The sequence below is a fragment of the Alkalibaculum sporogenes genome (assembly GCF_009362815.1).
GTDB classification, from domain to species: Bacteria; Bacillota; Clostridia; order Eubacteriales; family Alkalibacteraceae; genus Alkalibaculum_A; species Alkalibaculum_A sporogenes.
In genome coordinates, this window is record NZ_WHNX01000011.1 from 61,617 (window position 1) to 74,719 (window position 13,103).

The window sequence follows — 13,103 nt, forward strand, 5'->3', positions numbered from 1 at the left end:
GCCTATTTTGGTCATTCTAATGACTGGTTTTTGACCAAGTTTATTCTATAGTATGCTTTTGATCTAAGATTGATGTTATCAAAGCATTAAATAACAAAATAATAACTACTTTGACAAAATATTATAAGCAATTTTAAGATTTAATAAAAGAAACGCGAACATATAGTATTGTAGAGGGATACCGCGGAAAGTATTTTTTTTCTATGATGTTTAAAAGTTGCTTTAACACTTATTTTTTGCTGGAATCGAAGACTCAAAGTGAAGTACAAAGATTGATGGATTGCAGAATTGTTTGGAGAAGAATTATTTTGTAGTTGTTTGAGGTTACTCTTACAGATGGTGTGACTAAATTTCAAAATCCCATCATACTTAAATACACAAATCAAGGTATAATGAGTACTAATATCTTTTACCGTGATCCATACAGTTCTTGGCAAAATGCTTGAAAAGAATCATGAATACATCCCTGCTTGCTCAAATGAATAGGATTATTACTAAAGTAACAATCCTATTCGAAAAAACAATGATAATGGCTTTCAAATAATAGCAAAATATTAGAATCTCCAGAGGATATATGTATGTTTTATAAAACAATTAATATTATTCAGTGGTTATTGCTTTAGAAGTTTTTAATTTAGCCTCATTTTCTTTTGCGTACCTTTCACAGTCACTGTCTTTCAACTTATATCCAAAGAATAAAATTCCAGCTGCAATGAGCGCTAATACTCCCGGAAGCCCACCGAATAAATACATAAATTTAGTCGCAAATTCCGCAGTTGGTATCATGCCCGGAGTATACCCAATTAATGCGAGTCCGTATGCACCAAGCGCACCACCCAATGCCATGCCAATTTTGATAGGCATATTGCCCATGGCCAAGGCAACAGCTCTATTATCTTTATTGGTTTTCCAATATCCGTATTCGCCGCAATCTAGGAAATACAATTGCCCAAAACTCATAAAGAAGTACATACCCACCGTATAAGCACATGCTAAGATAATATAGATCGCGAAAGAGTTGGCTCCGAAAAATGCAATACCGAAGCACATGACTGCATATGTTAGCATTCCGACGACCATAGCAGTTTTTTTGCCTAACTTGGTACCAACTTTAGGGCCGATGAGACTACCCACAAATCCGAAAATTCCCGTAATGGTCATAGCTAGTGCCATTAGTGTTAAATTGCCAAGAACAAACATAAAGTAGAAGGCCATAATCGCCATGACAACTTGACCTGCCGTTTGGAATAATATCTGACCTAATAAAAGTATTAACAATTGTCCATTGGTAAAGACAGATTTGACCATATCGCCCAGCGTGACTACTGGCATACCTGGAGCATTTTTCAGTTGACCCTGATCGTAGGGTTTGGAAACATTGATAATCAGTGTTGCGCCTATGAAGAAAATTATAGCTCCAGTGGTTGCTACAATAGAAAAGGCGTAGGTAGGACCAACAATTGGTGTAATTAGATCGACTGCAGGAAGTGCCGCAGCAGAAATAACAATCGCACCTATTGCTGAAAATTGAGCGTTTCGAAATGAGAGTCTGTTACGATCTTCAAAGGATGGCCCTGCAATCATTGAAATAACTCCGAATTGTGCTGGAGCCAAATAATCCATTGATCCATGCAATCCTAAATATCCCACAAAAACTATAATAACACGTGCAGCCATTGGAAGTGCAGTTGTGTTTAAAAATTGCATGATGATACCCACAAGAACGACCCAACGAAGAATTTTAAACCAAGAACGGTATTTCCCGCTTTTCATTTTTGTTCTTTCGATGACTCCTCCAGCTGTTAGTCCAATAAAAAAATCAATGATTCGCGCTACCAAAAGAATCGTTCCCATCAGTGCTGCGCTCATCCCCAGATGTTCAGTCATAAAAAGTGTAATATACATCATTGGGACCATGATACCAAGCATTAATGTGAATCCATAACTACCAAATTTGTTGACTTCAGAATTAGTAAGTTTTTCTCGTTCCATAATATATTCCTACCTTTCAATTTTTTCTAATTTGATTTACTGCTATATTTTTTGAACCAAATTAGTATCTAATGAACTTCTCAGATCGATTAAATTAGTCCTTTAAATAAAAGCTTGTGCACAGCTTTTATTTTGCAAGATGAAAGTATCTATAGATAAAAATATGTATATGGATAATTAACTATCCCTAGATAATTGATTAAGTGGTACCACGATCACTGAATGCAAGACAATTATATATATGACGCTATTTACAAAATTATTCGTGTAAATTTCTAATATATATCACGGTTCAAAATGATAATCATGAAACCCACAGATTGTGATACAAACTTTTTAACTTCCTGAATATATAGTGGAGTGGTGTATTTTAATACATAGAAATTTCCCTCATATCACTTGTGATATGAGGGAAATATTTTTAGTCTCTTTTTTAAAAGTGTCCTTGACATAGAGGTCATTTTAAATTCCCCTTATGTACCTTTCTAGATTGTAACCCTGTCATCTTCGATTAATCTTTCAAATCGTCCATTTTTTTATGAGCTAAATCAGTTATCCCTGCCCAAATTATATAGATTATTATGCACCTGTCTATCACGTTGAATGGTTGGAAATGCTACTTCGCTATATATTCTACTATGAAATTCGCTTCAGAGTAAGATAGGTATATCTATGTAAATAAAACACGCTGCTAGTTGACACAAGGTAGGTTTTGTATCCCAGGCATTACTCAATGCAACTTACTGTTTTTTTACATTTACTGCATAAGGAAGTTCTGTAAATTGCTCACTATATGGCTTTGCTCCCTTGTACTGATGGCTTCGCATGATAATATTTAGAATGTGCTTCGCACATGCCTGAAGATCTCCAAGATTCAACTCACCAGATTGTACTCCTGCTATAATGCTATCAATATCATTGTCACTACCTGGCATAATCAAATCATTACCTGCATAGATGCACATCGTAGGTGATGAAATATCATATTTATTTTTCTTTCCTACCCCGCCAAATAACATATCCATATTTTGAGTAGTAAACCAATCAGTCATCACAATACCTGCAAAGCCCCATTCGTTTCTGGCAACTGTAGTCAATAAATCACGGCTATTTGCTGTGTGGATACCATTTAGAAGGTTATAAGAAGACATAATGGACATTGGTTGAGCTGTTTTTATTGCAATCTCAAAACTCTTAATATAAATTTCTCGTAGAGCCCTCTCGCTAACGTGGGAGCAACTAAGGAAGCGGTTATTTTCCTGATTATTCGCTGCAAAATGCTTAATCGTTGTTCCAATACCAGCAATGGATTGTGCTCCCTTTGTACTAGCGGCTGCACACATACCGCTTAATAGAGGATCCTCAGAATAATACTCAAAGTTGCGTCCGCAAAGTGGATTTCTATGATTGTTCATACCTGGTGCCAACCAAAGTGTAACATGCATTTCTTGCATTTCCTTGCCTACGATATATCCACACTCTTCAATCAGTTCCATATCCCAGGAAGATGCCAGTAAAGTAGCAATCGGTATAGCGGTACAGTATTGATAATAATGGGTGCCTTCTATCTCTTCTCCTACTTTTCTGATGTCCTTACCCTCCGTAGTAAAAGCACTTGACTCAGATAAGATCACGCCATCATCAGAAGCTACAAAATGTGGAACAAGTCGAAGTCCAGCAGGACCATCTGCTAGAATCACCTCATTAATATTACGGTCTTCTTTCATAATGGTTGTTGTATCACCGGCAGCACCAGGAACAGTGATTGAAGAAGAACCTACTGCGGACATAATTTCTAAACCTTTGGCTGTACCACAGCACAAATTCGCCATTTCCTCTACGGTAAGCTGTGCTGTAAGTTCATCCAGGGTGTATTTTCCGGAGATAACTTCATCCATTGTAATTTTGTGATTTGCGTTCATATCTATTAAAGCATCATTTGCCGGATGATATTCAATTATATTACATGAAAAATCTACTGATGAAAGAGTAATAACAGGTGCCCCTTCCTTTTCTGATACTTCCCCGTCGTAGGAATAGGATTGTATGCCAGAGATGCTCATATCTTTTACTGGATTTTCGTCTTTGAAAAGATTCATGACTTTTTCTGTCATTACTTCTTTATCGAGATTAATCTTTGCTACAACCTTAGTACTTCTTGAGCTGTTACCAACACGAATATAGTAACTACCTGCTTCCATAATCCAAGCAGATTTTTCCTCACTATAGGAAGCCATAGATGTAGTTTTAAAAGAAATAATTAAGGTTTCACTATCACCAGGTTTAAGCATGGAGGTCTTTCCAAATGCCGAAAGCTCTTGGTACGGTTTTTCCAGATGTTCTTGAGGAGCAGAACTATAAATTTGAACTACTTCCCTTCCCGGGTTCTCAGAGCCTGTATTGGTCACTTTAACTGCCACTGTAACCTCGTTGGAATCCGCCTTAACATCTTCTACTTGTATTTGAAACGTTGTGAGTGCTAAGCCATATCCAAAACAATAGGATGGGGTAATGTTAAAGGTATCAAAATAACGATATCCTGTGAAAATTCCTTCAGTATAATATTCATCATCCGTATTACCGTCATTACTGCTAAAGCCTTCGGAGGATGAATACTCGTTATAATTTTCTGCCCAAGTGGCCGTCAGCTTTCCTGAGGGAATAGTCGCTCCAACAAGCATATCAGCTACCGCATATCCTCCGATATTACCTGATTGGCTAATCAATACTAATGCATTAATGCCTGGGATGCTCTTTAATACTTTAGTATCAATAACACCTCCAACATTTAATAATACGATAAATTGTTCAAATTTCTCAGAAAGGTAAATTATAATTGATTTTTCATCTTCTGTGAGAAGATAATCCCCTTCTTTTTCACTACGATCAGCGCCTTCGCCAGAGTTTCTGGCAAGGACATAAATTGCAGTATTTGTATCAGCACTTTCTACATCTGATTCTTTAACCATGGGGAGCGGAGGTTCACTGAAAGGATTTGACATTCGGAGAGCAAAAGCAGGTACTCCCACTTCTTTTGCATCCTTCTCTAACTTTGTCCAATATTGAGTAAATGCATTGTGATAAATCTTCTCATATCTCTCAATCCATTTCTTTGATGTTACAGTATAACCCACTGCTTCCAGACCTTGCTCGATATTTACAACACTTCTAGAATTCACATCTCCAGATCCGGTTCCGCCTTTGATAGTTTTGCGTGCACCATTTCCATAGAGTGCAATATTTCCAATCTTTTTTTTAAATGGTAGAACACCATCATTTTCAAGTAACACCATACATTCAGCAGCCAGTTTACGTACTCTGATCATATGCTCAATTTCACGATTAGATACATCATTCTTTGTTGTTGCATAAAATTTTGCCATTTAATTTCCTCCTAGAATTATAATTCGTAATTGTTTCAGTGTCATTTTCCTTCCAAATGACACTATAAATATCGTTCTATACTTTATATATATTTAATTTTATTACTTTTAAGTAATAAAATTTACTATTTGACAAAATAATTACCCTTATAAATTACAATCTTATTCTTTATCTCTAAGGTGGTAAGCAAATAATTAATAGATTTTATAGGTAGATTGAGCTTTTGATGTAGTTTGTCTGAATCCCAATATCCCATTTTTATAAGTTTTAATATTTGTATCTCTTCATTTGTTAAATTTGTTAAATCAGTAACTTCTTTTTTTCTATCACTAGCCGAAAACATAGGAAATATATCTTCTAATATATCATTACAAGATGTTATTATCTTTGCACCTTCCTTTATAAGCAAATTTGTTCCTTTACTATTTGTATTATTTACATTACCAGGCAGTGCATAAACTTCTCTTCCCTGTTCTAAAGCATATTTAGCAGTAATTAAAGAACCACTTTTACAGGCTGCTTCTATAATAACAGTACCAAGAGAAAGTCCGCTGACAATTCGATTTCGTCTAGGAAAATTATAATTGATCGGCTTTGTTCCAGGTGGAAATTCAGACATAATAAGACCAATTTCAGTAATTTGTTTATATAGATATTTATTCTCTTTTGGATAAATAATATCTATACCATTTCCTAAAATTGCAATAGTTTTACCTTTAGCTTTTAAGGCTCCAACATGAGCCATAGAATCAATACCTCTAGCTAATCCGCTTACAATGGTAATATTCTTTGAAGCCAAATCTAGGGCAATTTTCTCACTAGATTTAAGTCCATAATACGAAGCATTTCTAGAACCTACAATAGAAATGCAGTTATCGAATATGGAATTTGAGATTTTTCCACGATAATAGATAATTGGTGGAGGTAAATGTATGTTTTTTAATATAGGAGGATATTGTTCATCTTGAATAGTTATATATTCTATATTTTTGTTTTTTAGGGTATCTAAATGCTGTTCAAGTAATAAATTACATTTACTCGATTTAATTTCTTCGATATTTTTATCATCTAATACAGGACACGCCGACAGTTGATCCTCGCTACATTGGTATAAAGATTCCATATTATCAAAATAATCATATAAGTCGTAGTAGTTTTTTACAGTAATAGTTTGTAGTAAGTTTATCCATAAAATATATTCTTTTTCTTTCATATTAATAAATCTCCCAGTATTTTCTATCTAAATTTCTATACTGTAAAGCTTCACCAATATGTACTTCATTGATTTTTTCTACTGTCTCTATATCTGCTATAGTTCTAGCGAGTTTAATGATTCTATGATATGCACGAGCGCTTAAATTCATATTTTCAAAGGCATTTCTCATTAAAGATTCTTCGCTTTTTCCTAAATGGCAATATTTTTTTATTTGGCTAGCAGATAATTGAGAATTGAAATATATACCAGCATTTTTATAACGTTCTAATTGGATATCTCTAGCCTCATTTACGCGACTACGGATATCATTAGAAGATTCACAAACCTCAATGTTTTGGAGATCGTCAATCTTAGTCTGCTTAACTTCAATATGTATATCAATTCGATCTAACAAAGGTCCAGATATTTTACTAAGATAATTTTTAATTTGGCGAGGAGTACATTGACAATTATGATCTTCATCAGAGTAGTACCCACATGGACATGGATTCATGGATGAAATCAACAAAAAAGACGCAGGATAGGTTATAGAGGCAGTGACTCTAGAGATATTAACGATATTATCTTCCATTGGTTGACGAAGCACTTCTAGCGCACTTTTTTTAAACTCTGGCATTTCATCTAAAAAGAGCACACCTAAATGAGACAAAGAAACTTCTCCTGGCTTTGGAAAAGTGCCTCCACCAATTAATGAAATAGTGGAGATTGTATGATGAGGACTTCTAAAAGGCCTTTCTGTTACGAGAGGTTGTCCTTTTAATAAACCCGAAATACTATAGATTTTAGTAACTTCTAGTGATTCTTCTGGAGTTAGTTTGGGCAAAATAGTAGCAAATCTTCTTGCTAGCATAGTTTTACCTGATCCTGGAGGACCTACCATAATCATATTGTGATAACCTACAGCTGCAATTTCCATAGCTCTTTTTACACTTTCTTGTCCTTTTACTTCATTAAAATCTACAGAGTGTTCAGGAACAAGGCTAAGGATATCATCTATATCTGTTACATACGGATCTATATCTGTTTTACCTGCAAAATATTCTATGACTTGATAAATGTGTTTTGCTGGAAGTACATTTATGCCACCTACTAAGGAAGCTTCCATAGCATTTTCTTGAGGAACAATAATTGTCTTGAAATTATTATCTCTAGCAGCTAATACCATTGGTAGTATTCCTTTGACCGGGCGAATATTACCCTTCAAAGATAATTCTCCAATTAATACACAATCCCGTATAGGTAGAACTGGAACTAGACTCTCAGAAGCACAAAGAATGCCTATTGCAATAGGTAAATCATAATAAGCACCTTCTTTTTTTATGTTTGCAGGTGCAAGATTTATGGTTATTTTTCTCATAGGGTATTTAAAACCATTATTTTTAATGGCGGAAAAAACCCTTTCTTTTGATTCTTTAATTGCAGTGTCAGGTAACCCGACTAAAGCATATGTGGGAAGACCACTAGAGATGTCAACTTCAACTTCTACAATAATTCCATCGATACCATTTATAGAACAGCTATAAATATTAGATAGCATATGTATCACCTCTAAATACAATTGTACCAAAATAACCCAAATGTTGCTATAATATATGGTATATTTTATAAGATTTATAGGTTAAGTGTTATATCTGATTAACTGTACAATATATCTTTGAGTTCTTATTTGTCTAAATAACTCGGATTATAATACATTTTGAAATAAATTGAACAAACATAAGTAAATACTAAATTGTATAAAAAAAAAGCTTTTCAGTTTTGCTCTTTTCTGCTAGAATGTAAATGTACTTAAATTATACTTTAGTAGAGACTCCCCCACAATTATTATACATAAATCAAATATTATATTTAAAGATAATTTGTGTGTATAGCCTTGCACTGATTGTTATCGTTATGAAATATCCAATCATGGGTATTTCATTTGATATAATTTTATTTTTAAAATAATTTAATAAAAGGAGGAAAAAATGGATAACAAAATTACAGTAAAAACGCAGTTGACCTTTGCCATATTTCAGTTTTGTTCGGTATTAGCAGTCACCATCCCAATGATGTACCTTACATTCTATATGACTGAAGGCCTTGGTATGACAGCGGCACTAATGGGTTCAGTATTATTAATTGCAAGAGTATTAGACTTTATTATTGGTCTTGCTTCTGGTGGTATCGTCGAAAAATCAAGAATGAAATGGGGAACTTATCGTTCTTGGCTCATAATTTTGAAATATGTGGTCTTTATAGGTATTGTATTACTTTTTTGGGACACAACTTCACTGCCTATGGGGCTCCGAGCAGCCGTTACTATCATCGGTTATGTCTTAATGCATGGTTCTATGAATTTTATTGCATTGTCTCAATACGGGTTGGTGGCACGTCGTGCAGGATCTGATATGGACGGTCGTAACAAGCTTTCAATCGCGTTTGCCCGTGGTATGACAGTCGCGAACATTATAATCTCAGCAGTTGCTCTGCCTGCAATTGTTTGGGTGGGTTCTTTTGCTCCTGGTCTTGGATATCTGATCACGGCAGCAGCTTTCGCGCTCTTCTTCTTTGCCGGTTCTATCGTGCTAGTAAAAGCTACCAAGGATCATGACCGTTTGGTGACAGAAGAAGAAGCGAAACTGATTCCACAGATCTCGTTTGGTGACATGATCAAAACAGCTGCTGGAAACGGACAATTGATGCTCGTTCTCTTAGCTTTTTGCTTAACTTATATCGGTATGTTTATTAGTCAGACGATTATGCAATACTATTTTGTTTTTGTTATTGGTGATATGTTGATGATGTCAGTTTCTTTAACAGTTGGTATGGTATTTGCTTTTGTGGGAAGCATATTTGGTCCGATACTTGGTCAGAAAGCAGGTAAAAAGACTGCAATGGTGACAGGTATGCTATTATGGGGTGTATTTACTGGACTTATTACAATTTTAGGAAAAGGAAATGTATGGGCATTCATCGTCCTTGGAGGTCTCGGACAGGTTGCATTCTATATGTTCTTCTCATTTGGCATGAACTACTTTTTGGATGCCGGCGAATACGGATTCTACAAAACAGGTAAAGACAACAGAAATGTTGCATTGGCAATGTTCAATATGCCGATGAAGGTCGGTATGGCAATTGGTGGTGCAATTGGTGGATATGGACTTAGTGTTATTGGTTATACTCCAGGCATGACTGAAGTTACTGACAGTTTTATTAACGGCTTTATGGCTTTGGCTGGTGTAGTCCCAGGAGCCTTTATGATTGTTGCAGGAGTCTCTGTTCTCTTCTTCTGGAAGATCACAGATAAGGATGCGCAAATGTATGCAACATCAAATGCTGAAAAAATTGCTGCTCAAAAAGCTGCTGCTGTAGAGTAATAGTACGATATTAATAATGAGGTTTAATTAGGTTTACAAACGATTAATAAGTGAAACACGTGCGAAATTTATTATTTTCGTACGTGTTTTTTATGATAGATTAGTATTATAAACTTGTAAATTTAAATCTACTTATCTTAAGCAAGCAAACACAATAGCATTGTATTCATCAGGTTGACATTCTTAAATTCATAAGACATTTTTTATGTCTATATGTTCCATTTGATTAAATAAATTTTTCTGAGGATCTTTATTCAGTTGCATACACTGTAACATCATCATTTTATGTAAGTATTTATAATTTCCCTTAATTATAAATAGAAAACTGTATAACATCTAAATTATTGTTATTTTTAATGAAGTGAAACTTTATTCAGTAGGGGTTTTTTCATCCCCTACTGAATATTAGTTTTAGCGAAACAACGAGCCAAGCGAAAATATATTTTCGTAGTACCTTAATGATTGATGAGATAAAAACAGCTCATCGAATGAACGCTAATTTTCTATTTGCCAAAGCATCTTTTAACCATCTCGGGCTCATTTTCAATATGTCATCTGGTAAGCTATAATGTTCAAAAAATTTATCTATATTACTGTTGCCTACGTTAAAATCTAAGTTCTGTTCTTGTATTTTTTCCGTTGTTATTAGAAGGGCTTTTAATTCACTATTAACCCTTTTAGCAAATCTATTAGACCACAAGACAATTATTGTAATAAGTTGAAGGAAAAACAAAAATATAATAGCTACTTCTGCATTAGGTAAAACTTTTTTCAATCTTTCACTTCTAAATTGCATAGTTAATGGATAGTTAATATATCCTTTTCTCTTACAATACTAATAATATAATTTGATAAACCTATTGACTTATCCCGTAAGCTGTCCCCTTGGTTACAAAAAACAACCTTGCTTAATATAGCAAAGTTGCTTTGAGTATTGCTTTATTAAATTTTAAATCTTTCAATAAGCGTTCTTAATTCTTCTGCAATATTAGACAAACCTTCACCTGAACTTGCAATTTCCATAATGGTTGCTGATTGTTCTTCCATAGATGCAGAGATTTCCTCGGTTCCAGCTGCATTTTCTTCTGATATTGCAGCTAGATTTTGAATAAGTTCGATAATATTATTTTTATTTTTGTTCATTAATTCTGCTGATTGATTAAGCTTTATTACAGATTTTTTAACCAATTCTGATCCTTCGGAAATACCTTCAAACTTCATCTCCGTAAGCTTTACGCTATCTCCTTGATCTTTAACAATCCCTTTTACATCATTCATGGTATTGACAGCCAATTGAGACTTTGATTTAAGTTCTTCAATCACAAGTTTTATATCTTGCGTAAAACGAGTAGAATCTTCAGCAAGCTTTCTAATTTCATCGGCAACAACAGCAAATCCACGACCAGCTTCACCTGCTCTAGCTGCTTCAATTGCAGCATTTAAAGCTAATAAGTTGGTTTGATCAGCGATGCTTTGAATCATAGCACTTGCATTTTCAATTTTTTCAGCGCTTTTGTCATTACTGATAATAATCTCATAGACATTATCAGCAGATGCATTTACACTTTCAGTTTTATTAATCAATTCTTTTAAAATTGTAAACCCTTCGTCTTTTTGAGAATCTATTTTTTCAGATGCTCCATTAAGTTCTATCATGTACTGAGCATTATCTTCCAGTAACTTGCCAAGATCTTCAATGTTATGAGCGGTGTTTTCCGTATCTTTTGCTTGGTCACTTGCACCTCTTGCAATATCTTCAATGGTATTTGACACTTCTTCAGAAGCCGTTGCTGCTTGATCTGACGTAGCAGTAAGTTCTTCGGAAGACGCCGCCACCTGTTCTGATTTATCCATGATTTCTTGTACTATCTCAGACACAGCGTTTTTCATAATCAAAATACCCTGTGAAATTTCACCAAGTTCATCATTTTTTTGTATTAAATGCTCTTCAATTTCAACACTAAAATCTCCATTTGACATATGATTAAGTTTTTCTTTTAACGTTTTAATCACCACAATGATTTGATGGGAAAAGAAATAGAGCAGTATCCCTAAGAAAACAAATATAGCTAGTCCCATCCCCGTTATTACTATAATATTTTGTCTTATTGCTTGTCGAACAGTGTCCATAGAATAGCCAATATTAATTGCACCTACATGTTCGCCATCTAAAACAATAGGATATACTATATCGAAAACAACTTCATCAATACTTTCTTCATAATACTCAGATGTGTAAGCTTTGCCGTGAACTGCTCCAGTTACGCTTCCGGTATCATCCAATTGTTCATCGATATCTTCTAAATCATTGCTAGCCAAAACAACTGCTTTATTGTTCATTACCGTTGCATAGACAATCGCCTCATCCGTAGCTAGTTGTTCAACTAAGCTCTGGTAGGAAAACTTTGTTGTTAGTTCATTGACAATATCGGCAGAAATACCAACTTGAACAAAATTCCCACCTCTATTTTTTACTGAACCATACTTTAAATAATTATCAGATTCTACATCCTTGCGCACATTTTCCATTAATTCATCTGCTCCCTGAATCATAACATTCAAAGAATGATCTTCAGGTACAGCCCACCCCACATAACTCGGTACAGTGGAATAAACGATAACCCCTTCTGGAGAATACCAGTATATTTCATTGACGCCAACATTTTTCATAACCTCAGTTAAAAACTTGTCGCTTAACTGATTTTCATTGTTGATTACCGATCTGGCAGCTGATCGAATTTTCTCTTCTAACATATCATTAATTGTATCAAGTGCTAAAGCGTTATCTGATATCCGATTAACCATTCTTTCTGATGTGAGTAAGCCTTGCAATTCCATTTCTTTCAACAAACTATTTCTTGTGGAAATTGTAGAGAATACACCAATAATCAAAATTCCTACAAATACGGCCAACAGTGGATATATCAAAACTTTTGTTCTAATTGATCCTTTTTTCTTTTCTTTCTTCATCCTTTTCTCCCGTCCATTCTATCGTATGTAATCAAAAAACAATTTTTAACTCCTCTGTTTAATTTTCTTAACCACCAAACAATTTATCTGCATTTACAGGCTTACTTATAATAGTACCCCTAAACTATATCCCCCCCCACATTTTTTAGCATTGAAATTCATAATTTCATCTTTAACACCTT

The 13,103-nt window shown here is 34.5% G+C and carries 7 protein-coding genes; 1 reads left to right on the plus strand and 6 read right to left on the minus strand.

Translation table 11 applies throughout. The features are described from left to right. Positions 1–600: 600 nt before the first annotated feature. The 4 genes from GC105_RS08615 to GC105_RS08630 form a co-directional block, all read right to left on the minus strand. The gene (locus GC105_RS08615; RefSeq protein WP_152803721.1) at positions 601–1,992 is read right to left on the minus strand and encodes an MFS transporter; all 1,392 of its coding nucleotides are present in this window, start codon (positions 1,990–1,992) and stop codon (positions 601–603) included. 740 nt (positions 1,993–2,732) lie between these two features. Beyond that, complete coding sequence (locus tag GC105_RS08620; protein WP_152803723.1) at positions 2,733–5,375, minus strand: glycoside hydrolase family 3 protein; 2,643 nt, start codon at positions 5,373–5,375, stop codon at positions 2,733–2,735. A 125-nt stretch (positions 5,376–5,500) separates the two neighbouring features. Then, positions 5,501–6,589 carry a DNA-processing protein DprA gene (gene dprA / locus GC105_RS08625; RefSeq protein ID WP_152803725.1) on the minus strand — a complete coding sequence of 363 codons (1,089 nt, stop codon included), beginning with the start codon at positions 6,587–6,589 and terminating at the stop codon, positions 5,501–5,503. A 1-nt stretch (position 6,590) separates the two neighbouring features. Further along, positions 6,591–8,129 (minus strand): YifB family Mg chelatase-like AAA ATPase, encoded by a 1,539-nt coding sequence (locus GC105_RS08630; protein WP_152803726.1) that lies wholly within the window; start codon positions 8,127–8,129, stop codon positions 6,591–6,593. 430 nt (positions 8,130–8,559) lie between these two features. Here GC105_RS08630 and GC105_RS08635 point away from each other — a divergent pair, with 430 nt between their 5' ends. Continuing rightward, a complete protein-coding gene (locus tag GC105_RS08635; RefSeq protein WP_152803729.1) occupies positions 8,560–9,951 on the plus strand; it encodes an MFS transporter in 1,392 nt (463 codons plus the stop codon). Positions 9,952–10,432: 481 nt separating this feature from the next. Here the strand turns inward: GC105_RS08635 and GC105_RS08640 are convergent, their stop codons facing one another. Together GC105_RS08640 and GC105_RS08645 are read right to left on the minus strand one after the other, a co-directional pair. Then, positions 10,433–10,747, minus strand: coding sequence for a hypothetical protein (locus tag GC105_RS08640; RefSeq protein WP_193708338.1), 315 nt, complete (start codon positions 10,745–10,747; stop codon positions 10,433–10,435). A gap of 146 nt (positions 10,748–10,893) precedes the next feature. Further along, a complete protein-coding gene (locus tag GC105_RS08645) occupies positions 10,894–12,864 on the minus strand; it encodes a methyl-accepting chemotaxis protein (RefSeq protein ID WP_246169799.1) in 1,971 nt (656 codons plus the stop codon). Positions 12,865–13,103: the final 239 nt, after the last annotated feature.

Excerpts from the sequence above, each read along its gene's own strand:
- GC105_RS08630 (WP_152803726.1), bottom strand. The coding sequence starts at position 8,129 with ATGCTATCTAATATTTATAGCTGTTCTATAAATGGTATCGATGGAATT.
- GC105_RS08620 (WP_152803723.1), bottom strand. The coding sequence starts at position 5,375 with ATGGCAAAATTTTATGCAACAACAAAGAATGATGTATCTAATCGTGAA.
- dprA (WP_152803725.1), bottom strand. The coding sequence starts at position 6,589 with ATGAAAGAAAAAGAATATATTTTATGGATAAACTTACTACAAACTATT.
- GC105_RS08640 (WP_193708338.1), bottom strand. The coding sequence starts at position 10,747 with ATGCAATTTAGAAGTGAAAGATTGAAAAAAGTTTTACCTAATGCAGAA.
- GC105_RS08615 (WP_152803721.1), bottom strand. The coding sequence starts at position 1,992 with ATGGAACGAGAAAAACTTACTAATTCTGAAGTCAACAAATTTGGTAGT.
- GC105_RS08635 (WP_152803729.1), top strand. The coding sequence starts at position 8,560 with ATGGATAACAAAATTACAGTAAAAACGCAGTTGACCTTTGCCATATTT.